We start from the raw sequence: 26,074 nt of genomic DNA on the forward strand, positions 1-26,074 counted from the left end.
CGGCCGGGGAACGGGCTGCCCGGGATCGGGGCGCGGGTGCGGCTGCTGCGCGGCGAGATGTCGGCAGGCGGCACGGCGGCCGGAGGCGGCGCGGGAAGCGAGCGGGGCGACGAACACCGGCGCCCGGTGGCACGGCTTCCGCTACGGTCGGCGCCATGAGCACCGCGAACGCCGCCCGGGCCACGTCGGATCCGGCCGCGGCCACGTCGGATCCGGCCGCGGGTACGCCGGTGCGCGTGCTCCTCGCCGACGACGAGGAGCTCATCCGTACGGGGCTGCGGGCCCTGCTGTCGGCCGGGCCCGGAGTGGACGTGGTCGGTGAGGCCGCCGACGGCGATGAGGTGCTGCCCCAGGTCAGGCGGCTGCGCCCGGACGTGGTGCTGATGGACGTACGGATGCCCCGGCTGGACGGGATCGAGGCCACCCGGCGGGTGCGGTCCGAACTCTCCGATCCGCCCAAGGTGGTGGTGATCACGACGTTCGAGAACGACGAGTACGTCTACGACGCCCTCCAGGCGGGAGCCAGCGGCTTTGTGCTCAAGCGCACGCCGGCCCAGCAGATCGCGCACGCCGTCCGGCTGGTCGCCATGAGCGACTGCGTGCTGTTTCCCGAGGCCGTTCGCCGGCTGGCCACCAGCCGGCCGGTGCGCCGCGACGCCGCCCGCCGACTGGCCGCGCTCACCCACCGCGAGACCGACATCCTGCGGCGGATGGCCAAGGGCCTGACGAACCAGGAGATCTCCGCCGAGCTGGTCGTGAGTCCGGAGACGGTGAAGACCCACGTCGGCAACGTACTGGCCAAGCTTGCCGCCCAGAACCGTACCCAGGCCGTCATCCTGGCGTACGAAACGGGGCTGGTGGGGCCGGGGGCGACCGGTCTGTGAGCCGGCCGGAGCAATCCGGGGACCGCTGCTGCGGTGGTGCGGTGGTGCGGTGGTGCGCACGGGCCGGCCTCATGATGCCGGCGCCGGCCGACGCCGCCGGCCACCTCGGACGCCTGGTGGGCGCGACGCGCTGACGACGCGGTCGACGGAGCGGGGCAACGCTCGCGTGCCGGGCGGTCGGCGGGAGAGGGTGACCGGTGGCGGGCAGGAGCCCGTCGTCGCACCGCATCGGCCGTTGAGGAGCGCCATGACCACCGCCGCGTCCGCCGGGTCCCAGCAGACCGGGGCCGAGCAGTCCGGGCCCGAGAGGTCCGGATCCCAGGAACCCGGGCCCGCCGAGCCAGGGTCCCCCGATGCCCGCACACAGCCGCCGGGAGGGCAGGAGGCCGAAGCACTGCCCGAGCCGCGGGCGGGGGAGCCGGGACCTTCGGCCGTCCGGGTGGCGCCGGTCGAGACCGGTGCGGAGTACGCCGAGTTGATGCCCGGGACACGGCGGGCCCTACTGCGCAGGCTGGCGGTCGGGCAGTCCGAAGGGCGGGCACCGTCGATGACGGGCGCGGTCGTACGCGCGGGCCGGGCCGTGTGGACGGGAGCGCGGACCGCCGGGCCGGGGGAGATGCCGCATGGCGATGTGCAGTACCGGATCGGTTCGCTCACCAAGACCTTCGTCGCGGTGATGGTGCTGCGGCTGCGGGACGAAGGACTGCTGGGGCTGGAGGATCCGGTCGGCAGGCATCTGGCGGGGACGCCGGTGCCGGATGTCACGGTCGCCCAACTGCTGGCCCACAGTTCGGGGCTGGCGGCCGAGGCGCGCGGGCCGTGGTGGGAGCGGACCGGGGGCGAGCTGCGGCCGAACCCCGGCGATCTCTTCGGCGAGCGGCCGCGCCGCCTCCCGGCCGGCCGGCGGCACCACTACTCCAACCCGGGATACGCCCTGCTCGGCGCGCTCGTCGAACGGCTGCGGGACGGTGAGCCATGGGGCGAGGTACTGCGGCGCGAGGTGCTGGAGCCGCTGGGGATGGCACGTACGACACTGCGGCCGGAGGCGCCGCACGCGGACGGCTGGGCGGTGCACCCCTGGGCCGATGCGCTGCTTCCCGAACCGGCCCAGGACACCGGGCTGATGGGCCCGGCGGGTCAGCTGTGGTCGACGCTGGATGACCTGTGCCGGTGGGCGGCGTTCCTGCTGCGGGGCCACGAGCGGGTGCTGAGCGCGGCGAGCCTCGCCGAGATGCGTACGCCGGCGGTACCGCCCGAGGGGGACGGCGGGGAGGCGGGCTACGGCCTGGGTCTGCAACTCGTACGGCGGGATCCGCGGCCGGCGTCCGGTGCGGCGACGGGGCGGACGCTGGCCGGGCACACCGGCTCCATGCCGGGGTTTCTGGCGGCCCTGTGGATCGATTCCGAGGAGGACGTGGCCGGGGTCGCCCTGGCCAACTGCACCTCGGGACCGGCGGTCGCCGCGATCGCGGCGGACCTTCTGGAGATCGTGGCCGACCGTGAGCCGCGGATTCCGGAGCCCTGGCGCCCGTTGGCCGGGCCGCTCGACGGTGAGCTGCTGGCGTTGACCGGGCCCTGGTACTGGGGCGCGCGTCCGTTTGTGCTGCGGCTGACGGCGGACCGCGGGCTGGAGCTGGCGCCGTTGTCCGGCGCCGGGCGCGGTTCGCGGTTTCGGCCGGAGGCGGACGGCAGCTGGACCGGCCTGGACGGCTACTACGCGGGTGAGACGCTGCGGTCGGTGCGCGCGGCGGACGGTTCGGTCAGCCATCTGGACCTGGGGACCTTTGTGTTCACCCGTGGTCCGTACGAGCCGGCGGGGCCGGTGCCGGGCGGCGTCGACGAGGCGGGCTGGCGGGTCTGAACGGCGGGGCGGGGGCGGGCTGCGGGGCCGGGGCCCGTACGGCGGGGGTGCGGCGGGCGGACGTACAGTCGAGCGAGATATCAGGAGCCGCACCGGATCGCGCGGCTCGCCACCGCTGGAAGGCCCTGTGACTGCCGTGTCTGACCCGACCACGAACCCCGCCGCCCCGGACCTGCTCGACCTGCCCCCGCTCACCGCCGCCCATTTCGCGCGGATCGAGGACAAGGTAGCGGCGCTGATGGGCACCCGTTGTGACGTCGTGGCGATGCAGGGCGAGGCACTGCTGCCGCTGGAGGCGTGCATCCGCTCGGCCGTAGGACCCGGCAGCACCGCGCTCAACATCATCACCGGGCCGTACGGCGAGACCTTCGGTGGCTGGCTGCGCTCGTGCGGCGCCGAAGTCGTCACCATCACGGCGCCGTTCACGGGCGCGGTCGGCCCCGAGCAGGTGGCGGAGGCGCTGCGGGAGCACCCCGAGATCGACTTTGTGAGCCTGGTGCACGCCGAGGCGGCGACCGGGAACACCAATCCGGTCGCCGAGATCGGTGCCGTGGTGCGTGCGCACGGAGCACTGCTGATGCTCGACGCGGTCGCCTCGGTGGGCGCCGAGCCGCTGCTCACCGACGAGTGGGGCGTCGACCTGTGTGTGATCGGCGGGCAGAAGGCGCTGGCCGGGCCGGCCGGGGTGTCCGTGGCGTCGGTCAGCGCTCGCGCCTGGGAGCGCATCGTGGCCAATGAGCAGGCCCCGCGGCGCTCGTACCTCTCGCTGCGGGACTGGAAGGAGCGCTGGATCGACGGTGGCCGCGCCGCCCTGCCGCACGCCCCGGCACAGCTGGAGATGCTTGCCCTGGAGCAGGCGGTGGACCGTATCGGAGCCGAGGGACTGGATGCGGCCATCACACGGCACCGTGCGGCGGCCGCCGCGGTCCGGGCGGGCGTACAGGCGCTGGGCGGCCTGGTGCCCTATGTGATCAGGGACGAGGACGCGGCGCCCGCGGCGACCACGCTGCGTGCGTCGTCGAGCCTCGACGCCCGCGAGGTGGTGTCCGCCGCGCTCGCCGCCGATGCTTCGGTGCCGGTGCAGGCCGCCGCGGGCGCGCTGGCCAAGGAGATGATCCGGGTGAACCACTACGGCCGCGCCGCGGACCGTGGCGTGGTCCTGGCCTCGCTCGCCGCGCTGGGCGTCGGCCTGCGGGCCCTGGGCGCGAAGGTCGACGAGGCGGCGGCTGCCGGAGCGGCGGGCGCGGCGTGGGACAAGGCCGTTGCCGTGCACCGATGAGAGTGGGGCACCGCTGACGCCGGCCTGAAGCCGGCGGAGGCGGCGGGTGGGGCCCTGTTTCACGTGAAACCGAGCGTTTCACGTGAAACAGGGCCCTTTTCGCGTGGCCGGTGTCGCGCACCCGACGGGCCAGGCCGGCTGGTGCCGCGCACCCGACGGCCAGGCCGGGAAGGGTCCGGCGTGGCCCCTCCGACCCCCTTTTCCTGCCCTCTCCTAGAATCGGAATGCTCGGCCCGGTTGTGTTCCGGGCTGTACGGGCGGTGGTACCGGGCGGATTCGAAAGGCGTGCGGATGGCGGACAGTGGGGTCGCTCCCTCCCGTGCGGATGCGCGGCGCAATCGGGCCCTGGTGCTGCAGGCGGCCCGATCCGCCTTCGAGGAACAGGGGTTGGGCGTACCGCTCGGCGAGATCGCGCGGCGCGCCGGAGTGGGCGCGGGGACCGTGTACCGCCATTTCCCGTCCAAGGAGGCCCTGTTCAGGGCATCGGTCGTGGACCGGATCCAGCTTTTCACCGATACGGCACGGGACTTGGCGGATGTCGAGGACCCGGGCGGGGTGTTCTTCCGCTTCCTGGCGTCGGTGGTGCGGCTCGCCGCGCAGAACCAAGCGCTGTGCGATGCGCTGGAGGCGGCCAGGGCGCCCGGCGCGGAGATGCCGCCGGGGCCCGAGGAGGAGTTCGCCGAGGCCCTGGGCGTCCTTCTGGAGCGTGCTCAACTGGCGGGCGCGGTCCGGCGCGACGTCGCGTTGGGTGACGTCCGCTCGGTGCTGGTCGGATGCATGTCGATGGAGCGGCGGCATTCCGGCGCCGAGGGTACGGCCGGGGCGCCGGGCCGGATGACCGCGCTGATGTGCGACGGGCTGCGGGCGAGTGGCACCGTAACGAAACTGCCGGCCGAAGGGCCCGATCGTCACGAAACCCGGTGTGAGGTGTGTGCCGAGCCGGTCGAGGCGGCCCGTACCGGCCGGCCGGCGCGCTACTGCGGTGCCGCCTGCCGTCAGAAGGCGCACCGGGCGCGGGCCCGGGAGCGCGCCGACCGTGGCTGAGGGGCGCCGCGGTGCCCGTCAGAGCTGCAGCTTGAAGCCCAGGTGGGAGGCCTCGAAGCCGAGGCGCTCGTAGAAGCGGTGCGCGTCGACACGGGTCGCGTCGGAGGTGAGCTGCACCAGCGCGCAGCCGCGGCTGCGGGACTCGGTGACCGCCCACTCGATGAGCTGGGTGCCCAGACCGCCGCCCCGTTCGTCGGCGTGGATCCGTACGCCTTCGATGATCGAGCGGCTGGCGCCGCGGCGGGAGAGGCCGGGGATGACGGTCAGCTGGAGGGTGCCGACCGTCCGGCCCGCGCGGACCGCGACGACGAGGTGCTGCTGCGGATCGGCGGCCAGCGCGTCGTAGGCGGCGCGGTAGGGAGTCAGGTCGTCCGGCGACTCCCGGGTGGCGCCCAGTGGATCGTCGGCCAACATCGCGACGATGGCGGGCAGGTCGGCCTCGGTGGCGCGGCGTATCTCGATATCGCTCATGGGCGGGACCCTATGTCGTGCCGTCCGGAGCGGGCCGTACGCCTCCGTCCTACGCCGACGGCGCGAGCGTCTCGACGGCCGTGACCAGCGGCGCCAGCTCGGGTCGCTTCGCGGCGTCCTGGAGGGCCTCGCGCAGCGCGGTGTCGTGTGTCGGCCGCGCCCTTTCCAGGAGGGCGAGGCCGTCCGGCGTGACGTTGGTGTAGATGCCGCGTCGGTCGTCCTGGCACAGATAGCGCTCCAGCAGCCCGCGCTCCTCGAGCCGGGTGACCAGGCGGGTGGTGGCGCTCTGGCTGAGGACCACGGCGTCCGCGACCTGGTGCATCCGCAGGTGGCCGCCGGGTCCGTTGTGCTGCTCGCTGAGCACGTTGATGACGGAGAACTCGCGGACGCTGAGCTCGTGATCGGCCTGGAGCGCGCGCTCGATGTGCGACTCGATACGGCCGTGCAGTGCGGAGAGTGCGCACCAGCCCTGGGCGAGCCCGCTGCCGGGTGTCCCTCCGGGGGCTGCCTGTGCCACCGCCTGCGTCTGCTGCGTCATCGGAGACCTCCTCGTGGGGCGTACGAACCAGGATAGGACACCTGCGCAATAGCCCGCGCTTGCAAGTAGCCCGCGTATGCAATTATTGTGGACGCTCGTTAAGGACGTACGCAATCATTCGAAGGGATCCGTCGTGCCTCTCGCACTCCTGGCGCTCGCCATCGGCGCCTTCGGGATCGGAACGACCGAGTTCGCGGTCATGGGCCTGTTGCCCGACATGGCGGCCGGCTTCGGGGTCTCCGTTCCGCTCGCCGGCTACGCGACCACCGTCTACGCCATGGGTGTGGTGGTCGGAGCGCCGCTGATGACCGCGCTCGGCACGCGGTTCACCCGCAAGCAGATGCTGACGCTGCTGATGGGCCTGTTCATCGTGGGCAACCTGCTCACGGGCCTCGCGCCGAACTTCGGGCTCATGCTCGTCGGGCGGGTCGTCGCCGCCTTCACCCACGGCGCGTTCTTCGGCATCGGCGCCCTGGTGGCCGCCGACCTCGTCGCGCCGCACAAGCGCGCCACCGCCATCTCGATGATGTTCAGCGGTCTCACCATCGCCAACGTCGTGGGCGTACCGGCGGGCACCATGCTCAGCCAGCAGTTCGACTGGCGGACGACGTTCTACGCCATCGCCGCGCTCGGTGTGCTCGCCCTGCTGGGAGTCGTCAAGCTCGTCCCCGCACAGCGGGCGAAGGCCGCCTCGCGCATCGGCAGCGAACTGGCGGTCTTCCGCAACCCGCAGGTCGGTCTCGCGATGTTGATGACGGTCCTCGGCTTCGGCGGCGTCTTCGCGGCCGTCACCTACCTCGCCTCGATGATGACCGAGGTCACCGGCTTCGCGCCGTCCTCCGTCATCTGGCTGACGGCGATCTTCGGTCTCGGCATGGTCGGCGGAAACCTGGTCTCCGGCCGCTTCACCGACCGCGCCATGATGCCGATGCTGTACGTGTCGATGTCCGGCCTGGCCCTCGCGCTGGCCGCGTTCAACTTCACCGCGCACAACAAGATCGCCGCGACCGTCACCATCGCGCTGATCGGCATCTTCGGCTTCGCCACGGTGCCGCCGCTGCAGAAGAGGGTGATGGACCAGGCCGCCGCGGCGCCCACCCTCGCCTCGGCCGGCAACATCGCGGCCTTCAACTTCGGCAACGCACTGGCCGCCTGGCTCGGCGGGGTCGTCATCTCGGCCGGCCTCGGCTACACGGCACCCAACTGGGTCGGCGCCCTGATGACCGCCGCGGCGCTCGGTGTGGCGCTCCTCGCGTCCGCCCTGGAGCGGCGCACGAAGAACCGCGGCCCGGTGGCGGCCGACGACGGCCCCACCCCGGTCGCCGACCGGCCGGTGTCCCACCAGGCCGCGTAAGCCACGCCCCCTCCGCATCACCGCACACCCCTCAAGGAGCACAACCCCCATGAGCACCACCACCCCCACCGTCCGTCCCCTCACCACCCGCGACGCCGACGCCCTCGTCGAGGCCGCGGTACGCGCCGCCGACCGCCTCGGGGTCACGGGCAGCGTCACCGTGCTGGACGCGGGCGGCCACCTCCTCGGCTTCCGGCGGGACGATGCCGCCGTGCTGATCTCGGGAGAGACCAGCACCCGCAAGGCCCACACCGCGCTGCTGCTGGACTCGCCCACCGCGGACCTCGTCGAGCTCGTCCGCCCCGACGGGCTGTTCCACACCCTGCCCACCGCCCTGGACCGGCCGCTGCTCTTCCTCGCCGGCGGAGTGCCCCTGCACCGGGACGGCCGGCTGGTCGGCGCGATCGGCTACGGCGGCGGCGCCCCCGAGCAGGACCACCGGATCGCCGTCGCCGCGCGGGACGAGGCGGAACTCATCTGAGGGCGGCTCCCGCTGCCCGGCCCTTCCGGCCCGCCCCCTCGTGGTCCGGCCGCGCCCCACGGCGCGGCCGGCTGCCGCGTGCGGTCGGCCCCCACGGCTTGAGCATGGAGATCGCGGTGAGGAAGAAGTAGGTGGCGGTGGCGACCGCCGGAGCGACGACCAGGCTGATGTCCGGCGTCACGGTGCCCGCCGTGGCCTGCGCCGCCGCCTGATCGATGCCTGGCCGCAGTGCGAAGGCGGACAGCAGCACCGTGACCACCGTCAGCCAGAACTTGGTGTAGACCCAGCGGTGGCGGGCCAGCCCCCACCGCGTGCCGAGGGACAGCACCAGGCCGGTGACCAGGGCGGTCAGTGCCACCGGGAGGAGCAGCCAGTCGCCGAAGATCTTCATGGCGCGGTAGGCGGCCGCCGCCGTCGCAGGGGAGGCGGTGGTGTACCCGGCCACGCCCAGGGCGAGCAGCCCGAGCGTGAGCCCGAGCCAGCCGACGGAGACGGCGACATGGACGACGAGGACGGCCCGGCGTGCGGGGCGGCTGAGCTGTGGCATGTGTTCCACGGTGCCGGGCGAGACCACGCGGCACATCTGGCGCCGGGAGTATCCCCGGGTACGCGGCGTTGAGTACGCGGAGTTCGCGGGGTGTGCGGACGCGGACCGGTGCTCCGGCCCGCCCGGAGCCCGCCCGGAGCGCGGTGGGTACCCTCCGGGCCATGACCACCCTGCATCTGTTCGACATGGACGGCACCCTGTTGTACGGGTCCGCGGCCGCCGTCGAGATCTCCCGGCAGCTCGGGCTGGAGCGGGAGATCGCCGAGCTGGAACGCGGGTTCCTGGCGCGCGAGCTGACGCCGGCGCGGTTCGCGCAGCTGGCGGCCGAACTGTGGGCCGCCGAGCTGACCGAAGCCCATCTCGCGGCGGCGTTCGACAACGCGCCCTGGCTGAGCGGGATCCGGGAGGTCTGGGCGGACATCCGCGCGCGGGGCGAACGGTGCGCGGTGATCTCGCTGTCGCCGGACTTCTTCGTCGAACGGCTGCTGCCCTGGGGCGCCGACGCGGCACACGGTTCGCGCTGGCCGGCGGTACCGATCCGGCAGCCGGTGGAGCCGGCCGGCATCCTCACCTCGGCCGCGAAGGTACGGATCGCCGATGAACTCTGTGCGCGCTATGGGCTGACGCGTGCCGACTGCGTGGCGTACGGCGACTCGATGTCGGACACCGACCTCTTCGCGGCGGTTCCTGCATCGGTGGCCGTGAATGCGGACCACCATGTCGGTGACGTCGCCTCATATGCGTATGCAGGACGCGATCTGCGCGAGGCATACGAACTGGTGCGTACCGGCCGGTAATCAGGGGCTTTCCGCCTCGGCATTCGTCCATGGTATGTGCGGAAAAGGCACTCTGTGGGGAGTGTCACTGTTATCGCAGGGGGCGCGCTGAGTGTTCGCAGATCGGGGCTTGTGGTTTCAACCGGTGCCGGTATGGTCGAGTCCGGCTTGGCGGGGGTGAAGGCTTCCGTGGGCGCACCCCGCCCGCCAGCCTACCGGCGAAGTGGCGCGTGGCGCCGGAACTTCCGGCTATTTGTCCGATGTGGCACACCGGGGTGGCATGCTGCTGAGACGGTATCCGCACCGATTGCCACAGGGAAGTGAGGTTTGTCCGCTTCGGAGGATGTTGCCGGAATAGCTTGAGTCGATTAAGAATTCCGGGGCAGGGCGGGGGAATTCCGGGCAGTTCCGGTCAACGGAACTGCGAAGACAACCGAAAGACGTTCGAGGCGAGGCAGACCATGGACGCTCCGACCACCACATCGGCCGATAGCGGCTCTTCTGGCGGCAGCAGTGGCGATTGGGGTTGGTTCACTCCGCCGTCGAAGAAGTCCTCCGCAGAACAGCACGACGAGTACTCCGGCCGGGACGGCCGAGATGATCAAGAAGAGACGCGCGGCCGGACGGAACAGAACGACCGGATACCGAGTCGGCCGGTCAATCCGATCAGACCGGTAGGCACCGCTGCCGAGCGTGAGCACATACCGGAGCCGCAGGCGTCCCAGCAGCTTCAGGAGTCCCCCGCACACCAGGAGCCCGAGCCCGTCCACGAGTCGGCCCACGCCCCGCGGGCCACCCCGGCACCGGCGCCGGCTCCCGAGCCCGCCCCTCGCCCGTTCTTCACTCCCCCGGAGGGCCAGGCCGAACGGCAGGACACCGCATACCGCCCGGCCGCGGAGCCCACGCTGGAGGCCGTGGAAGCGGCCGCCGCCTCCCAGGCCTCTCCCGCCTCACCGGACGCGATTCTCATCCGGCGCACCATGGCGGAGATCGAGCCGGTCGCCGACAAGGTGACCTCGTACTTCTACGCGCTGCTCTTCGTCCGGCACCCGGACCTGCGGGCGCTGTTCCCCGCCTCGATGGACACCCAGCGCGACCGGCTGTTCAAGGCGCTGCTCACCGCCGCCAAGCACGTCGACGACGCCGATGTGCTCACCGCGTACCTCTCCCATCTCGGCCGCGGGCACCGCAAGTACGGCACCATGCCCGACCACTACCCCGCGGTCGGCGAGTGCCTGCTGAGCGCGCTCTCGCGGTATGCGACGTCGAGCTGGGACCAGGAGGCCGAAGCGGCGTGGGTGCGCGCGTACACCGCGATCTCGCAGATCATGATCGACGCGGCCGCCGAGAACGAGGCGGTCGCCCCCGCCTGGTGGCAGGCCGAGGTCGTCTCGCACGAGCTGCGGACGCCGGACGTCGCGGTGGTCACGGTCCGCCCCGACCAGCCGTACCCGTTCCTCGCCGGGCAGTACACCAGCCTGGAAACTCCCTGGTGGCCGCGGATTTGGCGGCACTACTCCTTTGCCTCGGCGCCCCGTTCCGACGGTCTGCTCTCGTTCCATGTGAAGGCGGTGCCGGCGGGCTGGGTCTCCAACGCCATGGTGCACCGGGCCCGTCCCGGGGACGTCATCCGTCTCGGTGCCCCGGCCGGCTCGATGACCGTCGACCACGCCACCGGCAACGGTCTGCTGTGCGTCGGCGGCGGCACGGGTATCGCGCCCATCAAGGCGCTGATCGAGGACGTCGCCCAACACGGCAGCCGCCGCCCGGTCGAGGTCTTCTACGGAGCCCGCACCGACCACGGCCTCTATGACATCGACACCATGCTGCGTCTGGAACAGACCCATCCCTGGCTCTCGGTCCGCCCGGTGGTCGCCTCCGGCCCGGTGCGCGGCGCGCCGGGCGGGGTCACCGGCCAGCTCCCGGACGCGGTCCGCCAGTACGGCCCGTTCCGGGAGTACGACGCCTATCTTTCCGGGCCGCCCGGACTGATCCGCAGCGGCGTGGACGCGTTGGTGGGGGTCGGCATCCCGTCCGACCGGATACGGCATGACTCCATAGAAGAGCTGGTCTCGGCAGGAGATTGAGGTCTTGGCAGCACAGGGTGAATACGGTCGGACAGGGGACGAGCGGGGCATGTACGGGCAGCGCCCCGGCAGCGACGGCGAGCACTTGGTGCAGCAGAGGCTGGGCACGACCGAACGTGCCGACCGCTTCTACGCGGATCAGGTCCTGGACCATCTCAACGCTCGGATGTGGGAGTTCGTGGCCCGGCAGGAGATGTTCTTCCTGTCCACGGCCGACCGGCACGGCGAATGCGACGCCACCTTCCGCGCCGGGCCACCCGGCTTCGTCCAGGTGCTGGGCGAGCGGATGGTGGCCTATCCGGAATACCGCGGCAACGGTGTCATGGCGTCCATCGGCAACATCTCGGAGAACCCGCGGCTCGGCATCCTCATGATCGACTTCACCCGGGACCGCATCGGGCTGCACATCAACGGCCGGGCGCGGGTGGTCCTCGACGAGGAGATGCGCGCCGCCCATCCCGGTCTGCCGCTCGACCCGATCCCTGGACGGCGCGCCCAGCTGTGGGTGACCGTCGAGGTGGAAGAGGCGTACATCCACTGCGCCAAGCACATCCCGCATCTGCAGAAGGTCCCGGTGCAGGCCCGTGGGGCGCGGGCCTGGGGCACCGACGACGTCAAGCGCAAGGGCGGCGACTTCTTCGGTGCCGCGGCGGAGGCCGCCGAGCGGCCGCCCTTCCGGCGCGCGGAGCACACCGACGCCCATCTGCGGGGCGGGCTGCACGAGGACACCGGCCACGACCTGCCGGCAGCGGCCTCGCGGTCCACGTTCGCCGAGGAGCTGAACGGTGAGTTCCTCGACCGGGTCGAGCGGGTGCTGGCACGGGCGCAGCCGCGGCGGCCGCTCGACGACGACCCGGAGTTCCGCGGGTGGTTCGGCTGAGACATCCGGCCTCGTGTCCGGCCCGCGGGCGCCGGTCTCAGCCGAGGTCCGGAGCGTGCATCGCCCGTACGCCCTCGATGTTGCCGTCGAGGTAGTGCCGCAGGGACAGCGGAACGACCTCGACGGAGGCGATCCCGACCCGGGTGAAGGGCACCCGCACGATCTCGTACTCCCCGCACGGCTCGTCGATCTCCGGGCCGTGCCGGCGCGAGAGATCCATCGAGTCGAGCCGGCAGACGAAGAAGTGCTGCACCTTCACGCCGTCCACCCCGCCGTCGCTGAAGTGCTCGACGGTGTCGACGAAGACCGGGACCACGTCCGTGATCTTCGCGCCGAGTTCTTCGTCCAGCTCGCGGTGGAGGGCGTCGATGACGGTGGCGTCCTCGGGCTCCACGCCGCCGCCCGGAGTGATCCAGTACGGGGCCCGGCCCGGTTTGGTGCGCTTGATCAGCACGAGGTCCGTGCCGTCGAGCAGAATCGCGCGGGCGGTGCGTTTGACGACTGGCCGTACGGTCATAGGGGACAGATGCCGCAGTCATGGGCCGGTGAAACCCGCGCCCTGCGACGGAGCGTTCGGCGGGCCCCGCAGATCCCCTCCCCGCTCACCAGCCCACGGCCGTCCGCAGCAGCCACTCGTGTGCCCGCGCGATGTGCGGCAGGCCGAGCGTGCCGGTCCGGACGGCCAGGAAGTATGTGCGCAGCGGTGGCACCGGCGGGTCGAGCAGGGCGACGACCTCGCCGCCGTCCAGGGCGTCGGCGCACAGGTAGCGGGGCAGTACGGCGAGCCCCGCGCCCGCCGCGACGCAGCCCAGCACCGCGCGGAGATCGGCGGCGATGACGGCGGCGGAGGCGGCGGGCTTGGCGTCGAAGACCGCCGACCAGTAGCGGGCGATCAGCGGCAGGCTCTCGTGGACCTCGACGAGCGGTACGGGATCCAGCGCGCGGACGCCCCTGGCCTGGACGACCGCCGGTCCGCCCAGCCGAGCCGCCCAACGCGGCGCGGCGACCAGGACGTGTTCCTCGTCGCACAGCGGGGTCGAGGTCAGCAGTCCCCCGCGCGGCCGGAGGGTGGTCACGGTCAGGTCGTGGTGGCCGGCGGCGAGGCCGGTCAGCAGTTCCTCCGCGGAGCCGAAGGCGGCGCGTATCGACAGGCCCTGGGCGATGAGCGGGGTCAGGGCGGGGAGCGTGCGCTCGGCGGTGAACTCCGGGGGGCCCGCCAGGTGCAGGGTGCGGGTGACGGAATCCGTGTCCAGTCCGGACTCGGTGATCTCGGTGAGCGCGTCGAGGTGCGGGGCCACTTTGTGCGCGAGTTCGTCGCCGATGGTGGTGGCGGTGACGCCGCGGGCGTTGCGCAGGAAGAGCGGGCGGCCCAACTGGCGCTCCAGTGCACGGATCTGGCTGGTCACGGCGGGCTGGGAGAGTCCGAGCAGCGCCGCGGCCCGGGTGAGAGAACCGGCGCGGTGCACCGTGACGAAGGTACGCAGCAGAGCCAGATCCATTGCCTACCTCCAGCGCCCTTCAAAGCCCCCGTCGCGGCCCAACTATAAATTTGTCGATAGGGATGTGTCGCTAGCGTGATTGGACACTGACGCTCAGTCAACTAGCCTTGTTGAAGCGGTGAGTTTCACGTGAAACACCGCGGCCGGCAGGGTGACGAGGGGGGATGCCCTGCCGGCCAGTTTTCCGCCGTTCAGCCGCCGTGGCGTGCCGCTTCCAGTGCCCGGACGACATCCGCGACCAGGTCCTCCGGCTCCTCGATGCCGACCGAGAAGCGGATGAAGCCCTCGGCCACGGCATCGCCGCCCCAGCGGGCGCGGCGCTCGGCGGTGGACCGCACGCCGCCGAAGCTCGTCGCATCGTCCACCAGGCTCAGCGCGGCCAGGAACCGCTCCGCGTGCGCCTTGTCGGGCAGCGTGAAGGAGACCACGGAGCCGAAGCGGCCGGGCCGCATCTGCGCCGCGGCAAGCTCATGGGAAGGGTCGGACGGCAGACCGGGGTGGCGCAGGCCGGTGACCTCGGGACGGCCGGCCAGCGCCTCGGCGAGTTCCAGCGCGCCGGCGGCCTGCTGGCGCACGCGCAGCGCCAGCGTGGCGAGCGAGCGATGGGCCAGCCAGCTCTCCATCGGGCCGGGGATCGCGCCGACCGTCTTGCGCCACAGCCGTACGGCGTCGGCGGTGGCGGCGTCGCGGGTGCTGACATATCCGAGCAGGACGTCGCCGTGGCCGGTCAGTGCCTTGGTGCCGCTGGCGACCGAGAGGTCGGCGCCGAGCTCCAGGGGGCGTTGGCCGAGCGGGGTGGCGAGGGTGTTGTCGACCGCGACCAGGGCGCCGCGGGCGTGCGCGGCCTCGACCAGCCGCCGGATGTCGCAGACGTCGAGCCCGGGGTTGGAGGGGGTCTCGAGCCACAGCAGCCGGGCGCCGTCCAGTACGTCCAGCTGTGCGTCGCCGGCGGTCGGCGCGGTGCGGACCTCGATGCCGTAGCTCTCCAGTCGGCTGCGGACGGCCGGCAGCAGCTGGTAGCCGTCGTTGGGCAGCACCACCGCGTCTCCGGTGCTCAGGTGGGAGAAGAGGACGGCGGAGATCGCCGCCATGCCGGAGGCGAAGGCGACGGTGTGGGCGGGTTCGGCGGGCGATTCGAGTTCGCCGATGGCCTGTTCCAGCCGGGTCCAGGTCGGGTTGGCGTCGCGGCCGTAGGTGTACGGGCCGGTGGCATCGCCGGGGAGGTGGTAGTGGGCCGCGAAGACCGGCCCGGGGAGGGACGGTTCGTAGGCTTCGGGCTGCGGAAGCCCGGCTCGTACGACGCGCGTGCCGTCGCCCGTCATGCGTTCTCCTTCGTCCCGGTGGGGGTGCCGGCCGGGAGTGATGTGTCGGGTGTGCCGGTGGTGACGGCGGCGCGAACCGCTGCCAGGAGTCCCACGCTCGCCGCCTCGACCATCTCCAGGCACTCCTCGAAGCCTTCGAATCCGCCGTAGTAGGGATCCGGGACGTCGAGGCCGGCTTCATCGGGGGCGGGCCGACCAGGGCCGGCCTCCTCCTCCTCCTCGCGTACGGCGTCGGCCGCATACGAGCGCAGCAGGCGGACCTTGGCCGCATCCTCCGCGGTGGGGGCGAGCCGGCGCAGCTCGCGCAGATGGCCGGAGTCGAGCGCGATCACGAGGTCCTGGTCGGCGAACCAGGAGACCTGGAACTGCCGGGCACTGTGCGTGGTGTCATAGCCGCCCGCGCGCAGTACGGCGACTGTGCGCGGGTCGGCTCCGTCGCCCTCGTGCCAGCCGCCGGTACCCGCACTGTCGACCGCCACCAGACCGTCGAGCCCTTCCTCCGCGATACGGGAGCGGAAGACGGATTCGGCCATCGGCGAGCGGCATATGTTGCCGGTGCAGACGAAGCAGATACGGAAGGGGACGTTCACGGAGTGCGGTCCTTGTCGGGGCGGTCGGGGCGGTCGGGCGTCGTCGGGTGGTGTGGGGCGGCCCGGTGGCCGATGGGGGGCGTGGCGGTCAGTCGTCCTCGGGAAGAACGATGTGCATCGCCCAGGAGACGATCGAGACGATCACGCCGCCGAGTACGGCGGTCCAGAAGCCGTTGACGTGGAAGGCCAGATCGACTTTGCCGGCCACGAAGGACGTCAGTAGCAGCATGAGAGCGTTGACGACCAGGGTGATCAGGCCGAGCGTGAGGAGGAACAGGGGGAAGGACAGCAGCTTCACCACCGGCTTGACCAGGAAGTTGACCAACCCGAAGATCAGCGCCACGAGGACCAGCGTGAGTATCTGGCGGCCGGTGTTGTCGCCGGTGAGCGTGATGTCCTTGAGCAGCCAGATGGCCACGGCAAGCGCCGCGGCGTTGGCGATCGTCTTGACCAGAAAATGCTTCATGGTGAGATCGTCGCAGACGACTCTGAATCCTTGAGGGGGGCGAACGGTGAAGGCCTTCAGACTGGACGAGCTGGAAGCGGAGCGTGCTGCCAACGACGGCGCGTATCTGCAGTTCCTCCGGGAGCGCAACATGTCGGTCGGGCTGTACGCGCTGGACGCCGGCAGTACCGACCCGCAGCTGCCGCACGCCCAGGACGAGGTGTACCTCGTGGTGAGCGGCCGGGCGGCGATCACCGTGGGGACGGAGACGCAGTCGGTGGCGCGCGGCAGCGTGGTCTATGTGCCCGCCCGGGTGCCCCACAAGTTCCACCACGTCAGCGAGGACCTCCGGGTCATGGTGGTCTTCTCTCCGCCTGAGAGCTGAGGGTCAGGGGCCCGAACCCGTAGGGGTCGGGTCAGGGGACCACCGGGGCTGCGAAGCCCCCACGGCCGGCCCCGGCGTCCTAGCATCGATGGTGACGGGGGACCGGAGGCGCGACGCGGCAGACGCGAAGGGCGCGGACGGTGCCATGGACGCGATGGACCGACGCGACAGATCGACAGAAAGCAGGGCAGAGCAGTGGCTGGTAAGGGGATATTCGCAGGGCTTCCGTGGTGGGTCACCTGGGTCGTCCTGCCCGTCATCGTGATCGTGGTGTTCGGCGGGCTCATTGCCACGGCGGTCGGCATCCTGGTCGGGTTGCTGTTCAAGGTCCTGATCGCGGCTGCCCTGATCGCCGGAGTCATCTACCTCGTGCGCAGGATCAGCGGGTCCTCTTCGTCCTCCTCGAAGAGCGACTGGTAGATCACCGGCCACGGGCCGGCATCGACCGGCCCGGCGGCGTTCCTCCGGTCCTTCCCCCGGCCTCCGCCCAAACCCCGTCCGACGACGCCCCGCTCCCGCTGTGGAGCGGGGCGTCGGCCCTTGACCGGACGGGCACAGGGGTCCGTTCCGGCCACCTCCGGTCACCGCGTGCGCCAGGGGAGTTAACTCGGCGGCTTTTCCCGTAGCGCCCTGATCGACCCGGCTAGAGTGCGGACCGCAGACGCCATCCGGATGATGGTGTTCCGGAACGCTGCGGGTCCTGGGGGGGCGTTGGCAATCGGGAACGGCGAATCCGCCTCCTCTCCCACGCTGATCGGCTCGGTGCAGCGTGCCCTGCGGCTGCTGGAAGCGGTCGGTGCGCATCCCGACGGAGCGCCCGCCAAGCAGCTCGCCAGAGAGACCGGGCTGCCCCTCCCGACGACCTACCACCTGCTGCGGACCCTGACCCACGAGGGCTATCTGTGCCGGGAGAACGGCCTCTTCGTCCTCGGCGAGGTCGCTGAAGCCATCGGACGGGGTGCGGCTCGTCGCCGGCAGCGCACTCATATCTCCGAGGTGCTGGCCATGGCGGGCCGGGAGTTGCGCGCCGCCGTCTACTTCGGCGTTTATCGCGAGGGTGAAGTCGAGCTGGTGGCTGTCACCGACGATCCGGAACGCCCTCCGGTCGAGGAGTGGGTGGACTTCCGCAGCACCGCGCACGCCCACGCGATCGGCCAGTGTCTGCTCGCCCAACTCGACGACGCCGCCAGGAAGGACCACTTGGCGCGCCATCCGGTGCAGTCGATGACGCCCTTCTCGGTGCGGACCGAGGACGATCTGCTGCACCGCCTGGACACGGTGCGTCGCGGTCATGTCGCGTACGACCAGCAGGAATATGCCCTGGGCACCGTGTGCTCGGCCATCCCTGTGCAGGTCGGCTCGGCGGCCGCAGCGCTGGCGGTCTCCCTTCCGGCCGACGAACTGCATCGATTGCGTAACGTCACGGATCAACTACGCAGAATGGCGGAGATGACGCTAACGACACTCGCGTTCTCTATCAGTATCTGAAAACTCACTCCTTGTGATCTGCTTGCACGTGACAGACGATGGCGTCAATACGGCTAGTGGGGATGATTCCCGGCCATCTCCGATCAATAGCGGGGCAGTGGTTGATGACCGACACAGTTCAGGCAGAAGTGATCATGAGCTTTCTCGTGTCCGAGGAGCTCGCGTTCCGGATCCCGGTGCAGCTGGATTTCGACATCGCCGATCCGTTTGCCGTCCGTTTCACCTTCGATCTCCCCGGCGATATGCCTGTGACCTGGGTCTTCAGCCGCGAACTCCTGCTGGACGGGCTCAGCCGGGCGTCCGGCGAGGGGGATGTGCACATCGAGCCGTCGACCGGCGAACACCTCGGGGATGTCTTCATCAATCTCCAAGTGGGCAGCGAGCGGGCCCTGTTCCGGGCCGGCGCGCCACCACTGGTCGCCTTCCTGGACCGTACGGACCGCCTGGTCCCGCTCGGCGAGGAAGAGGTGTGCGACACCTTGGAGGCCGTACTGGACCGGATCCTCACGGAGGCGCCGGCGGGCTGACCGGGAGCGGGCCCGTCCGACGGTCCGCACGCCGAACCGTCCTCCGCACGCACCGCCCACGGCTGCGATCACCGTGGGCGGCCCTCACCGCTTGCGGCGCCTGCCGTGTGAGCCACGCCGCCCGGCCCGGCCCTGCGCAGCGGCCGGCAGCGCACCCGGAGCGATCCCCGGCTCGCCCTGCGCCCGGCGGTCCGCCGAGACCACCAGCGCCGCCAGCAACGTCGTCAGCGGCACCGAGGCGACCAGCCCGATGCTGCCCACCAGCGTGCGCACGACCTCCTGCGCGACAACCTCGCTCGTGGCGACCGTCCCCACGCTGCTCTGTGCGATCGAGAACAGCAACAGCAACGGCAGCGCCGCGCCCGCATAGGCCAGCACGAGGGTGTTGACGACGGACGCGATGTGATCCCGTCCGATCCGCATGGCCGCGCTGTACAGCTTGCGCCAACTCGCCGACGGATCGGCTTCCTTGAGCTCCCACACCGCGGCGGTCTGGGTCACCGTCACGTCGTCGAGCACACCCAGCGACCCGATGATGATCCCGGCCAGCAGCAGACCGCGGATCTCGATGTCCGGGTACAGGCCGTGCACCAGCCCCGTCGTGTCGTCCGTATTGCCGGTCAGCAGCGCCCAGTCGATGAACACCGAACCGAGCACGGCGATCAGCAGCAGCGAGGCGAGCGTGCCGAGCACCGCCACCGAGGTCCGCGCCGTCAGCCCGTGGCACAGGTAGAGGGCGATGAGCATGATCGCGCTGCCGCCGATCACCGCCACCACCAGCGGATTGGAGCCCTGGAGGATGGCCGGGAGGATGAACAACGTCAGGACCACGAAACTGGCGATCAGCGCGATGAGCGCGAGCACCCCGCGCAACCGGCCGACGATCACGACGGCGAAGGCGAAGATGCCGGCCAGCACCCACATCGGCAGCGTCCGGTCTACGTCGGTGACCGAGTACTGCAGTTCCTTCGGTGCCTTGGGGGAGTAGGCCACCACCACACCCTGGCCGGTCGTGTAGTGCCGCAACGCGTCCGGCGTCACCACCGTCCGGAAGGTGCGCCCGGCGTTCTCACCCGTGGTGACCTTGATCGTCGCCTGCTCGCAGTTCTGCGATGTCGCCGCTCCCCCGGGCGGCGCCGAACTCTGCGGCCCTGGCGGCTGAGGCTGCTGCTCGGCATGCACATCCGCGCAGTTCACCTCCTTCACCGTGACCACTCGGGCCTGTTCGGTGGGCTGGTCGAAGCCGACGCCGGACGGCTTGTGGGACGGAGCGCCCCCCGGCCACAACACGACCAGACCGATCACCACTGCTGCCGCGAACGGGATCAGAATCGCCGCGATGACCTTGCGCAGATGAAGAGAGACGGGCGCCGCCGGCCCATGTCCGTGGGCGTGCGAATGTGCCGTGGAGGGCGGATGCGGTTCGGGAGAGGTCACCGCCCGATCATTGCAAGAACTCCCGGGCCCCCTGTTCACTCCGCCGCATCGGCCGCTACCGTGGTGGCACCTTTGCAATCGCGGGAGCTCGGAGCACCGGGCTGAGAGGGCGCTGACCTTCGTCCCAGCGGCGTTTCACGTGAAACGTCGGCGGACGGAAGCCGCTGCGTCGACCGCCGAACCTGTTACCGGGTAATGCCGGCGTAGGGAGTTGGGTCTTCATGACTCTGCAGGATGCACGCACGCCCGAAAACGGTGCCAGCGGCGGCGAGAGCGCCGACGGCGGCCGGCCGTTGATCGGCTGGCACAAGGGCTATGTCTCCGGCTCGCGGCCCGACCTCCGGGTCCCCGTCCGGAAGGTGCACCTCACCAATGGCAAGGACGTGACGCTGTACGACACGTCCGGGCCGTACACCGATCCGAACATCGACACCGACGTCCGCCGCGGACTGGCACCGCTGCGGGAGAACTGGATCATCGCCCGAGGCGACACCGAGGAGTACGCGGGCCGCCCGCTGCGCCCGGAGGACGACGGGCTCAAGCACACCTCGCCGCGCGGTGGCCTCAAGAACCTCGACGCGGTCTTCCCCGGCCGCCCGCGCCAGCCGCGCCGAGGCCGGGGCGGTGCCGCGGTGACCCAGCTCGCCTATGCGAGGAGAGGCGAGATCACCGCGGAGATGGAGTACGTCGCCATCCGCGAGAACGTCGCGCCCGAGTTCGTCCGGGACGAGATCGCGGCGGGCCGCGCCGTACTGCCGTCCAACATCAACCACCCGGAGATCGAGCCGATGATCATCGGTAAGAACTTCCTGGTGAAGGTGAACGCCAACATCGGCAACTCGGCCGTCACCTCCTCCATCGAGGAGGAGGTGGACAAGATGACCTGGGCCACCAAGTGGGGCGCCGACACGGTCATGGACCTCTCCACCGGCCGGAACATCCACACCACCCGCGAGTGGGTGCTCCGCAACTCTCCGGTCCCCATCGGCACCGTCCCCCTCTACCAGGCCCTGGAGAAGGTCGACGGCAAGGCCGAGGAGCTGACCTGGGAGATCTACAAGGACACCGTCATCGAGCAGGCCGAACAGGGCGTCGACTACATGACGGTGCACGCCGGTGTGCTGCTGCGCTATGTGCCGCTCACCGCCCGTCGGAAGACCGGCATCGTCTCCCGTGGCGGCTCGATCATGGCCGCCTGGTGCCTGGCGCACCACCAGGAGTCGTTCCTCTACACGCACTTCGAGGAGCTCTGCGAGATCCTCGCCTCCTATGACGTCACCTACTCGCTCGGTGACGGTCTGCGCCCCGGCTCCATCGCGGACGCCAACGACGAGGCCCAGTTCGCGGAGCTGCGGACGCTCGGTGAGCTCAACACCATCGCCAAGCGGCATGGCGTGCAGACGATGATCGAGGGCCCGGGGCACGTCCCGATGCACAAGATCAAGGAGAACATCGACCTCCAGCAGGAGATCTGCGAGGAGGCCCCGTTCTACACACTCGGCCCGCTGACCACGGACATCGCACCGGCCTACGACCACATCACCTCCGGTATCGGCGCCGCGATGATCGCCTGGTGGGGCACCGCGATGCTCTGCTACGTCACGCCCAAGGAGCACCTGGGCCTGCCGGACCGCGACGACGTGAAGACCGGCGTCATCACGTACAAGATCGCGGCCCACGCGGCAGACCTCGCCAAGGGCCACCTGGGCGCTCAGGACTGGGACGACGCCCTTTCCGACGCGCGCTTCGAGTTCCGCTGGGAGGACCAGTTCAATCTGGCCCTCGACCCGGACACCGCCCGCGAGTTCCACGACCAGACCCTGCCCGCGGAACCGGCGAAGACGGCTCATTTCTGTTCGATGTGCGGCCCGAAGTTCTGCTCCATGAAGATCAGCCGGAGCATCACCGAGCAGTTCGGCGGTGAGGCGGACGCGACTCCCGGCGAGATCGAGGCCGGCATGCTGGAGAAGTCCAAGGAGTTCGCGGCCAGCGGCAACCGCGTGTATCTGCCGATGGCGGACTGACGCCCGCAGGAGGATCTCCGCCCGTGTGGACCGGCGTCGCCGGGGCTGACCGCCTCGGCGGCGCCGGTCTTCGCGTCATGGCGGCGTCGTACGCCCTGCGGCCCTCCTGACCGCTTGCCCGTGGTCGCCCCCTGTGCCGGACCGGCCCTGCGGAGCCAGGAGTCACTCCGTGGATGCCTCGTCGGCGTCCCGCCCTCCGTGTTCCGGGCTGGTGAAGTCCGGACTGGAATAGCGCGGGCGCGAAGCCGACGGGCCGTTGTCCCGGCTGCTGAAGGCGGGGCGGCTGTAGCCCAGGGTGGGGATGCGGGACTGCGGGGCGGGGCCGGGAACGTACCGGGCGGGGTCGGCGGTGGGTGTGGCGTCGGCGAGTGCCTCACGGAGAAACGGCAGGAGGCCGCGTTCGAGGAGGGCGTGGCGCCAGGCGTCGCGGGCGCGGTCGAGGTCCACGGCCAGGAGTTCGTTCGCTCTGGTGGCGTGGGCGGACGCGGAGCCGTTGCGCAGGGCCGTGATGACGAGGCCGCCCATGGCCGCAAGGGAGCCGGCCGCCGTCAGCGCGGCGAATATCCAGCCGACGCTGATCAGCGGCTGGGCCATGGACTTGTCGGGGCTGACGGCGCGCAGGATGTAGCCGATGAGGAGAAAGAGGATGGCCGCGATACCGGCCAGGACCGGCACCAGGACGGCGATCATGGCGGCCAGCCCGGCGCCGGCCGCCTCCGGGGACAGAGATATGGACGTGGTGTCGCCCGGCCCCGCGCCGCTGGCCGAAGCTGTCGCCTCGCCGCTCTCCCCCGTCGGTTCCGATACCCGTTCCGCGCCCTCGGAGGGCGCCGTAGCGGGTGCGCGCAAGGCGCTGCGGAGCTGGACGTAGCGTTGGTATTCGGCCGTCGCGCAGGCGGCGATGGCGGTGGTGGCGCTGAGGGCCATCGTGCGCAACTGCTCGGCGCCGAGGTGTTTTCCGGCGGCGGACGTGGGGCTGTCCGGGCGGTGTCCGGCGGTGCGCAGTGCCTCATCGAGGAGCCGCGCGAACTCCTCGCGGTCCTCGTTCAGCAGGTGCGGAGCGCTGTTCATGTGGATCCCCCGATGCTCCGTAGGGCCGTACGGGCCGGCTGGGCCGGGCTGTGGGCGGAAACGGAGGAGAGCCTGCTACGGATAGCCCGATGGTAGAGCGCCTCCGCCGGGGGGTGACAGTGGGTTTGCGGAATTTGAGTAATGCCGCGACCGGAATCCGCCCGGCCGGCCCGGTCCGCCGACCCGTCACCGGGCCGGCGGACGGCTGCCGGGTGAAGGCTCAGCCGGCCAGCGGAAGTTGAACGACGAGCAGCTTTCCGGCCATGGTGACGCCGCCGTCCATGGCGATGGCGAGTCCCTCGGCGTAGACGTGCGGGCCGTCGACGGCGCTTCCGTCGCTCTCGCCGTCCTCGGCGCCGACCTCGCCCAGCAGGTACGGGATCGGGCTGTGGCCGTGCACCACGCGCTCGCCGCCGTAGGCGTCCAGGAGTTCGCGCACGGCCTCCGAGCCGGACTCGTCGCGGAAGGCGAAGCGCTTGGTGAACTTGCGGAAGAGATCCCAGACTTCGTCGGCCTCGCTGCGGGTGAGCACGTCGTGGACGGTGTCGTTGACGGCCTCGATGGAGTCGCCGTACTCGAGGTAGGCGGTGGTGTCGGAGTGCACGAGCAGATGCCCGTCCTCCTCCATCACGGCGTCCAGGCGGGCCATCCACTGCAGGTGGTGGTCCTCCAGGCGGTCCATGTCCGACTTCTGGCCGCCGTTGAGCAGCCAGGCGGCCTGGAAGGAGGCGGTGCCGGCGCCGGACTGGACCGGGGTGTCGCCGAACCGCTTTGCGCCCAGCAGCAGCAGCTCGTGGTTGCCCATCAGGGCCTTGCAGTAGCCGCCGGCCGCCGCGGCCTGGGCGGAGAGCTGCATGACCAGGTCGATGACGCCGATGCCGTCCGGGCCGCGGTCGGTGAAGTCGCCGAGGAACCAGAGGCGGGCGTTGCCGGCCGCCCAGTTGCCGTCGGCGTCGATCAGCCCTTCGGCGGCGAGCGCCTCGCGCAGCTCGTCGTAGTAGCCGTGGACGTCGCCGACGACATAGAGCGGGCCCATGCCCTCGGGCGTGTCCTGCTCGAGAACGGTCTCGGGCGCCGGCACGAGGTCGGCGGCCGGACGGTCGATGAGGGTGTCCGTACGGCCCGCACCGATGACCGGGAGGTCCCGCGCGGTCGGGGTGTACTCCTCGGGCAGCTCGACCGGCGCGGCCGGGGGCGGCACCAGAGGCGGTGCGGCCGGCGGCCCGGCGGGCAGATGCACCGGCGGTCCGGCCGGTGGCATGGGAGGCGGTCCCGCGGGCGCGCCGGAGCGTGGCCCGGGTGGCGGAGGGGACGCCGGAATCTGTCCCGCCATGGTCCACACCATGGGTCCCTGACTGGCCCCCTGAGTCATCGACCCCTCCACCGTCGCGCCGCCGTGCACCTCTCGGACCTTGCCTGGTCGACGGCGGTCCGCGGTGTCGTGCGCCCATCATAGGAATGCTGCTCGCGGGTTGTGACGCACCCGGGGGTGGTCAATCGGCGGGAGCCAGGCGTTCGCGGCTGATTTCTCCCGGGATCACCCTGTTTTTTCCTGGCCCAAGGAGGCGTGTGGACGGCGATGTTACGCATGATTCGTCGCGCGACGACGTGCGCTCAGGTACCGGCCGGTCCCCGAGGGGGGCTGATGGTCGTCCGCGTCGAACGTCGCTGGGACGAGGTCCGCACGATCAGATCGGTCGGTATCACCTGTTCGATGGGGTGACCGTGGTCAAGGCCCTCGATGGCGTCGATGAGGATCTGGACGACGGCGGTTCCGATGCGGCGTGGCTTGAGGGAGAGCGTCGTGATGGGCGGCTCGGTGGTGGCGTACACGGTGGACTCGCTGCAGCAGACGAGCAGCAGGTCCTCGGGTACGCGCAGGCCGTAGCGCCGGGCGGCGGCCAGCAGGTCCGTGCCGTTGGGGTCGAAGAGCCCGTATACGGCGTCGGGCCGGTCCGGGCGGGCCAGCAGCCGGTCGGCGGCGACGGCACCGGCGCACGGGTCGTGTGCCGGATAGGACTCGTAGACCGGATCCTGGCCGACGCGTTCGCACCAGCGCAGATAGGCGGTGGTCGAGAGCCGGGTGTAGGTGTCGGTGGTGGTGCCCGTCAGCAGGCCGATGCGGCGGGCGCCGGCGTCGGCGAGGTGGTCGAGCAGGCCGAGGACGGCCGCTTCATGGTCGTTGTCGACCCAGCCGGTGACCGGCAGGGCGCCGCCGGGGCGGCCGTCGGAGACGACGGGGATGCCGTGCCGGACGAGTTCGGTGACGACGGGGTCGCCGTCGGCCGGGTCGATGACGACGGTGCCGTCCAGGGCGACGTTGGACCACACGTCGTGGCGGGAGGTCGCGGGGAGGATGACCAGTGCGTAGCCACGGGCCAGCGCGGCGGAGGTGGCGGCTCTGGCCATCTCCGCGAAGTACGCGAATTCTGTGAAGGTGAAAGGTTCATCCCCGTACGTGGTCACGGTCAGGCCGAGGAGCCCCGACTTGCCGGTACGGAGGGTGCGGGCGGCGGCGGAGGGGCGGTAGCCCAGCCGCTCGGCCACCTCGCGGACGTGGCTGCGGGTGGCATCCGGAAGCCGACCCTTGCCGTTGAGCGCGTCGGAGACAGTCGTGATCGATACACCGGCCGCGGCGGCAACGTCCCGGATGCCCGCTCGTCCCAGCCGGCGGCCGGTCGACCGGCTCACCTGGTGCTTCCCTGCTGCTGTCATGGCGAGCCGATAGTAGGGCTCGGCAGGGCCATTCGCGGGGCCCCGCCGAGGCTCGTTAAAAGGTACGTTTCTGCATAGTGATGGGCCATCAATTTCCTTTGAAATCAAGGTAGTTGGCGTCCACGACGATGATACGCGGGGTTTTCGGGTGCCCTCGCCTGGCGATCGGCCCGGGTCTCGAAGAGGTCTCAAGTCACCTTCACGAGGGACGCGCGCCAGGGCGCGAGCCACCGGCGCGTAACAGAGAGGGGAGCGCTCCGCAGAGCCTGTGCGCGGATGTCGTGAGGCTGCCCACGGATGCCGCCGGAGAATCTGGGGCTGCCGCCGACCGGGGCAATCCTCATAAGGTATGCAGTATTGGAGTCGAGC

26 protein-coding genes and 1 riboswitch are annotated in these 26,074 nt (G+C 71.1%); of the genes, 14 read left to right on the forward strand and 12 right to left on the reverse strand.

The features are described from left to right. Positions 1-155: 155 nt before the first annotated feature. The 4 genes from ACGFML_RS18305 to ACGFML_RS18320 all read left to right on the forward strand — a co-directional run bounded on the left by ACGFML_RS18305 (position 156) and on the right by ACGFML_RS18320 (position 5,068). On the forward strand, positions 156-884 hold the full coding sequence (locus ACGFML_RS18305; RefSeq protein WP_393544837.1) for a response regulator: 729 nt from the start codon (positions 156-158) through the stop codon (positions 882-884). A gap of 478 nt (positions 885-1,362) precedes the next feature. After that, complete coding sequence (locus ACGFML_RS18310; protein ID WP_393545570.1) at positions 1,363-2,745, forward strand: serine hydrolase domain-containing protein; 1,383 nt, start codon at positions 1,363-1,365, stop codon at positions 2,743-2,745. A 127-nt stretch (positions 2,746-2,872) separates the two neighbouring features. Continuing rightward, positions 2,873-4,024: a pyridoxal-phosphate-dependent aminotransferase family protein gene (locus ACGFML_RS18315; protein ID WP_393544838.1), complete on the forward strand. Its 1,152-nt coding sequence runs from the start codon at positions 2,873-2,875 to the stop codon at positions 4,022-4,024. A gap of 291 nt (positions 4,025-4,315) precedes the next feature. After that, on the forward strand, positions 4,316-5,068 hold the full coding sequence (locus tag ACGFML_RS18320; RefSeq protein WP_393544839.1) for a TetR/AcrR family transcriptional regulator: 753 nt from the start codon (positions 4,316-4,318) through the stop codon (positions 5,066-5,068). Positions 5,069-5,086: 18 nt separating this feature from the next. Here ACGFML_RS18320 and ACGFML_RS18325 read toward each other — a convergent pair whose 3' ends face one another. Next, positions 5,087-5,539: a GNAT family N-acetyltransferase gene (locus tag ACGFML_RS18325; RefSeq protein ID WP_393544840.1), complete on the reverse strand. Its 453-nt coding sequence runs from the start codon at positions 5,537-5,539 to the stop codon at positions 5,087-5,089. A gap of 49 nt (positions 5,540-5,588) precedes the next feature. Then, positions 5,589-6,077, reverse strand: a complete 489-nt coding sequence (locus ACGFML_RS18330; RefSeq protein ID WP_393544842.1) for a MarR family winged helix-turn-helix transcriptional regulator — start codon at positions 6,075-6,077, stop codon at positions 5,589-5,591. 133 nt (positions 6,078-6,210) lie between these two features. On the opposite strand from ACGFML_RS18330, the gene ACGFML_RS18335 reads away from it, so the two are divergent. Both ACGFML_RS18335 and ACGFML_RS18340 read left to right on the forward strand, forming a co-directional pair. Continuing rightward, the gene (locus ACGFML_RS18335) at positions 6,211-7,431 is read left to right on the forward strand and encodes an MFS transporter (protein WP_393544844.1); all 1,221 of its coding nucleotides are present in this window, start codon (positions 6,211-6,213) and stop codon (positions 7,429-7,431) included. 49 nt (positions 7,432-7,480) lie between these two features. Further along, complete coding sequence (locus ACGFML_RS18340; protein ID WP_393544846.1) at positions 7,481-7,912, forward strand: heme-binding protein; 432 nt, start codon at positions 7,481-7,483, stop codon at positions 7,910-7,912. Here ACGFML_RS18340 and ACGFML_RS18345 read toward each other — a convergent pair. Further along, positions 7,905-8,459 carry a DUF2269 domain-containing protein gene (locus tag ACGFML_RS18345; protein ID WP_393544847.1) on the reverse strand — a complete coding sequence of 185 codons (555 nt, stop codon included), beginning with the start codon at positions 8,457-8,459 and terminating at the stop codon, positions 7,905-7,907. The genes ACGFML_RS18340 and ACGFML_RS18345 overlap by 8 nt on opposite strands. A 161-nt stretch (positions 8,460-8,620) precedes the next feature. Between ACGFML_RS18345 and ACGFML_RS18350 the strand changes: the two genes are divergently transcribed. From ACGFML_RS18350 to ACGFML_RS18360, 3 genes are all read left to right on the forward strand, one after another. Beyond that, positions 8,621-9,256 carry an HAD family hydrolase gene (locus ACGFML_RS18350; protein ID WP_393544849.1) on the forward strand — a complete coding sequence of 212 codons (636 nt, stop codon included), beginning with the start codon at positions 8,621-8,623 and terminating at the stop codon, positions 9,254-9,256. A gap of 440 nt (positions 9,257-9,696) precedes the next feature. After that, a complete protein-coding gene (locus ACGFML_RS18355) occupies positions 9,697-11,322 on the forward strand; it encodes a globin domain-containing protein (protein WP_393544851.1) in 1,626 nt (541 codons plus the stop codon). A gap of 49 nt (positions 11,323-11,371) precedes the next feature. Further along, complete coding sequence (locus ACGFML_RS18360; RefSeq protein ID WP_393545572.1) at positions 11,372-12,202, forward strand: pyridoxamine 5'-phosphate oxidase family protein; 831 nt, start codon at positions 11,372-11,374, stop codon at positions 12,200-12,202. 37 nt (positions 12,203-12,239) lie between these two features. Here the strand turns inward: ACGFML_RS18360 and ACGFML_RS18365 are convergent, their stop codons facing one another. The 5 genes from ACGFML_RS18365 to ACGFML_RS18385 form a co-directional block, all read right to left on the reverse strand. Beyond that, positions 12,240-12,719, reverse strand: a complete 480-nt coding sequence (locus tag ACGFML_RS18365; protein ID WP_393544853.1) for an NUDIX domain-containing protein — start codon at positions 12,717-12,719, stop codon at positions 12,240-12,242. A gap of 85 nt (positions 12,720-12,804) precedes the next feature. Next, the gene (locus tag ACGFML_RS18370; protein ID WP_393544855.1) at positions 12,805-13,701 is read right to left on the reverse strand and encodes a LysR family transcriptional regulator; all 897 of its coding nucleotides are present in this window, start codon (positions 13,699-13,701) and stop codon (positions 12,805-12,807) included. Between the two features lie 191 nt (positions 13,702-13,892). After that, positions 13,893-15,023 (reverse strand): cystathionine gamma-lyase, encoded by a 1,131-nt coding sequence (locus tag ACGFML_RS18375; protein ID WP_393544857.1) that lies wholly within the window; start codon positions 15,021-15,023, stop codon positions 13,893-13,895. Further along, positions 15,020-15,556 carry a low molecular weight protein-tyrosine-phosphatase gene (locus ACGFML_RS18380; RefSeq protein ID WP_393545574.1) on the reverse strand — a complete coding sequence of 179 codons (537 nt, stop codon included), beginning with the start codon at positions 15,554-15,556 and terminating at the stop codon, positions 15,020-15,022. The genes ACGFML_RS18375 and ACGFML_RS18380 overlap by 4 nt, the downstream gene beginning before the upstream one ends. 145 nt (positions 15,557-15,701) lie before the next feature. Beyond that, positions 15,702-16,079 (reverse strand): phage holin family protein, encoded by a 378-nt coding sequence (locus ACGFML_RS18385; RefSeq protein ID WP_393544859.1) that lies wholly within the window; start codon positions 16,077-16,079, stop codon positions 15,702-15,704. Positions 16,080-16,125: 46 nt separating this feature from the next. Here ACGFML_RS18385 and ACGFML_RS18390 point away from each other — a divergent pair, with 46 nt between their 5' ends. The 4 genes from ACGFML_RS18390 (at position 16,126) to ACGFML_RS18405 (ending at position 18,458) form a co-directional block, all read left to right on the forward strand. Next, complete coding sequence (locus tag ACGFML_RS18390) at positions 16,126-16,443, forward strand: cupin domain-containing protein (RefSeq protein WP_393544861.1); 318 nt, start codon at positions 16,126-16,128, stop codon at positions 16,441-16,443. 195 nt (positions 16,444-16,638) lie between these two features. After that, the gene (locus ACGFML_RS18395; RefSeq protein WP_393544863.1) at positions 16,639-16,863 is read left to right on the forward strand and encodes a DUF5326 family protein; all 225 of its coding nucleotides are present in this window, start codon (positions 16,639-16,641) and stop codon (positions 16,861-16,863) included. Positions 16,864-17,118: 255 nt separating this feature from the next. Further along, positions 17,119-17,931 carry an IclR family transcriptional regulator gene (locus tag ACGFML_RS18400; protein ID WP_393545576.1) on the forward strand — a complete coding sequence of 271 codons (813 nt, stop codon included), beginning with the start codon at positions 17,119-17,121 and terminating at the stop codon, positions 17,929-17,931. A 104-nt stretch (positions 17,932-18,035) separates the two neighbouring features. After that, on the forward strand, positions 18,036-18,458 hold the full coding sequence (locus tag ACGFML_RS18405; RefSeq protein WP_393544864.1) for an SsgA family sporulation/cell division regulator: 423 nt from the start codon (positions 18,036-18,038) through the stop codon (positions 18,456-18,458). A gap of 84 nt (positions 18,459-18,542) precedes the next feature. Here ACGFML_RS18405 and ACGFML_RS18410 read toward each other — a convergent pair whose 3' ends face one another. Further along, the gene (locus tag ACGFML_RS18410) at positions 18,543-19,895 is read right to left on the reverse strand and encodes a YibE/F family protein (RefSeq protein ID WP_393544866.1); all 1,353 of its coding nucleotides are present in this window, start codon (positions 19,893-19,895) and stop codon (positions 18,543-18,545) included. 70 nt (positions 19,896-19,965) lie between these two features. Further along, positions 19,966-20,122: riboswitch (TPP riboswitch) on the forward strand. Here ACGFML_RS18410 and thiC point away from each other — a divergent pair. Then, the gene (gene thiC / locus ACGFML_RS18415; protein WP_393544868.1) at positions 20,117-21,919 is read left to right on the forward strand and encodes a phosphomethylpyrimidine synthase ThiC; all 1,803 of its coding nucleotides are present in this window, start codon (positions 20,117-20,119) and stop codon (positions 21,917-21,919) included. (Overlaps the previous riboswitch by 6 nt.) Before the next feature lie 162 nt (positions 21,920-22,081). Here the strand turns inward: thiC and ACGFML_RS18420 are convergent, their stop codons facing one another. The 3 genes from ACGFML_RS18420 to ACGFML_RS18430 all read right to left on the reverse strand — a co-directional run bounded on the left by ACGFML_RS18420 (position 22,082) and on the right by ACGFML_RS18430 (position 25,705). After that, the gene (locus ACGFML_RS18420; protein ID WP_393544870.1) at positions 22,082-22,990 is read right to left on the reverse strand and encodes a hypothetical protein; all 909 of its coding nucleotides are present in this window, start codon (positions 22,988-22,990) and stop codon (positions 22,082-22,084) included. Positions 22,991-23,210: 220 nt separating this feature from the next. Next, positions 23,211-24,251, reverse strand: a complete 1,041-nt coding sequence (locus ACGFML_RS18425; RefSeq protein WP_393544872.1) for a metallophosphoesterase — start codon at positions 24,249-24,251, stop codon at positions 23,211-23,213. Positions 24,252-24,604: 353 nt separating this feature from the next. After that, positions 24,605-25,705, reverse strand: a complete 1,101-nt coding sequence (locus ACGFML_RS18430) for a LacI family DNA-binding transcriptional regulator (RefSeq protein ID WP_393544874.1) — start codon at positions 25,703-25,705, stop codon at positions 24,605-24,607. Positions 25,706-26,074 lie beyond the last annotated feature (369 nt).

The organism is Streptomyces sp. NPDC048650 (genome assembly GCF_043199095.1).
In the GTDB taxonomy this organism is placed as follows: domain Bacteria; phylum Actinomycetota; class Actinomycetes; order Streptomycetales; family Streptomycetaceae; genus Streptomyces.

What these genes read in the sequence shown, in the direction of transcription:
- ACGFML_RS18305 (WP_393544837.1), top strand. Translation starts at nt 156, where the DNA reads ATGAGCACCGCGAACGCCGCCCGGGCCACGTCGGATCCGGCCGCGGCC.
- ACGFML_RS18310 (WP_393545570.1), top strand. Translation starts at nt 1,363, where the DNA reads ATGCCCGGGACACGGCGGGCCCTACTGCGCAGGCTGGCGGTCGGGCAG.
- ACGFML_RS18320 (WP_393544839.1), top strand. Translation starts at nt 4,316, where the DNA reads ATGGCGGACAGTGGGGTCGCTCCCTCCCGTGCGGATGCGCGGCGCAAT.
- ACGFML_RS18325 (WP_393544840.1), bottom strand. Translation starts at nt 5,539, where the DNA reads ATGAGCGATATCGAGATACGCCGCGCCACCGAGGCCGACCTGCCCGCC.
- ACGFML_RS18330 (WP_393544842.1), bottom strand. Translation starts at nt 6,077, where the DNA reads ATGACGCAGCAGACGCAGGCGGTGGCACAGGCAGCCCCCGGAGGGACA.
- ACGFML_RS18340 (WP_393544846.1), top strand. Translation starts at nt 7,481, where the DNA reads ATGAGCACCACCACCCCCACCGTCCGTCCCCTCACCACCCGCGACGCC.
- ACGFML_RS18345 (WP_393544847.1), bottom strand. Translation starts at nt 8,459, where the DNA reads ATGCCACAGCTCAGCCGCCCCGCACGCCGGGCCGTCCTCGTCGTCCAT.
- ACGFML_RS18350 (WP_393544849.1), top strand. Translation starts at nt 8,621, where the DNA reads ATGACCACCCTGCATCTGTTCGACATGGACGGCACCCTGTTGTACGGG.
- ACGFML_RS18355 (WP_393544851.1), top strand. Translation starts at nt 9,697, where the DNA reads ATGGACGCTCCGACCACCACATCGGCCGATAGCGGCTCTTCTGGCGGC.
- ACGFML_RS18360 (WP_393545572.1), top strand. Translation starts at nt 11,372, where the DNA reads ATGTACGGGCAGCGCCCCGGCAGCGACGGCGAGCACTTGGTGCAGCAG.
- ACGFML_RS18365 (WP_393544853.1), bottom strand. Translation starts at nt 12,719, where the DNA reads ATGACCGTACGGCCAGTCGTCAAACGCACCGCCCGCGCGATTCTGCTC.
- ACGFML_RS18370 (WP_393544855.1), bottom strand. Translation starts at nt 13,701, where the DNA reads ATGGATCTGGCTCTGCTGCGTACCTTCGTCACGGTGCACCGCGCCGGT.
- ACGFML_RS18375 (WP_393544857.1), bottom strand. Translation starts at nt 15,023, where the DNA reads ATGACGGGCGACGGCACGCGCGTCGTACGAGCCGGGCTTCCGCAGCCC.
- ACGFML_RS18380 (WP_393545574.1), bottom strand. Translation starts at nt 15,556, where the DNA reads ATGGCCGAATCCGTCTTCCGCTCCCGTATCGCGGAGGAAGGGCTCGAC.
- ACGFML_RS18385 (WP_393544859.1), bottom strand. Translation starts at nt 16,079, where the DNA reads ATGAAGCATTTTCTGGTCAAGACGATCGCCAACGCCGCGGCGCTTGCC.
- ACGFML_RS18400 (WP_393545576.1), top strand. Translation starts at nt 17,119, where the DNA reads ATGGTGTTCCGGAACGCTGCGGGTCCTGGGGGGGCGTTGGCAATCGGG.
- ACGFML_RS18405 (WP_393544864.1), top strand. Translation starts at nt 18,036, where the DNA reads ATGACCGACACAGTTCAGGCAGAAGTGATCATGAGCTTTCTCGTGTCC.
- thiC (WP_393544868.1), top strand. Translation starts at nt 20,117, where the DNA reads ATGACTCTGCAGGATGCACGCACGCCCGAAAACGGTGCCAGCGGCGGC.
- ACGFML_RS18420 (WP_393544870.1), bottom strand. Translation starts at nt 22,990, where the DNA reads ATGAACAGCGCTCCGCACCTGCTGAACGAGGACCGCGAGGAGTTCGCG.
- ACGFML_RS18425 (WP_393544872.1), bottom strand. Translation starts at nt 24,251, where the DNA reads ATGCCACCGGCCGGACCGCCGGTGCATCTGCCCGCCGGGCCGCCGGCC.
- ACGFML_RS18430 (WP_393544874.1), bottom strand. Translation starts at nt 25,705, where the DNA reads ATGACAGCAGCAGGGAAGCACCAGGTGAGCCGGTCGACCGGCCGCCGG.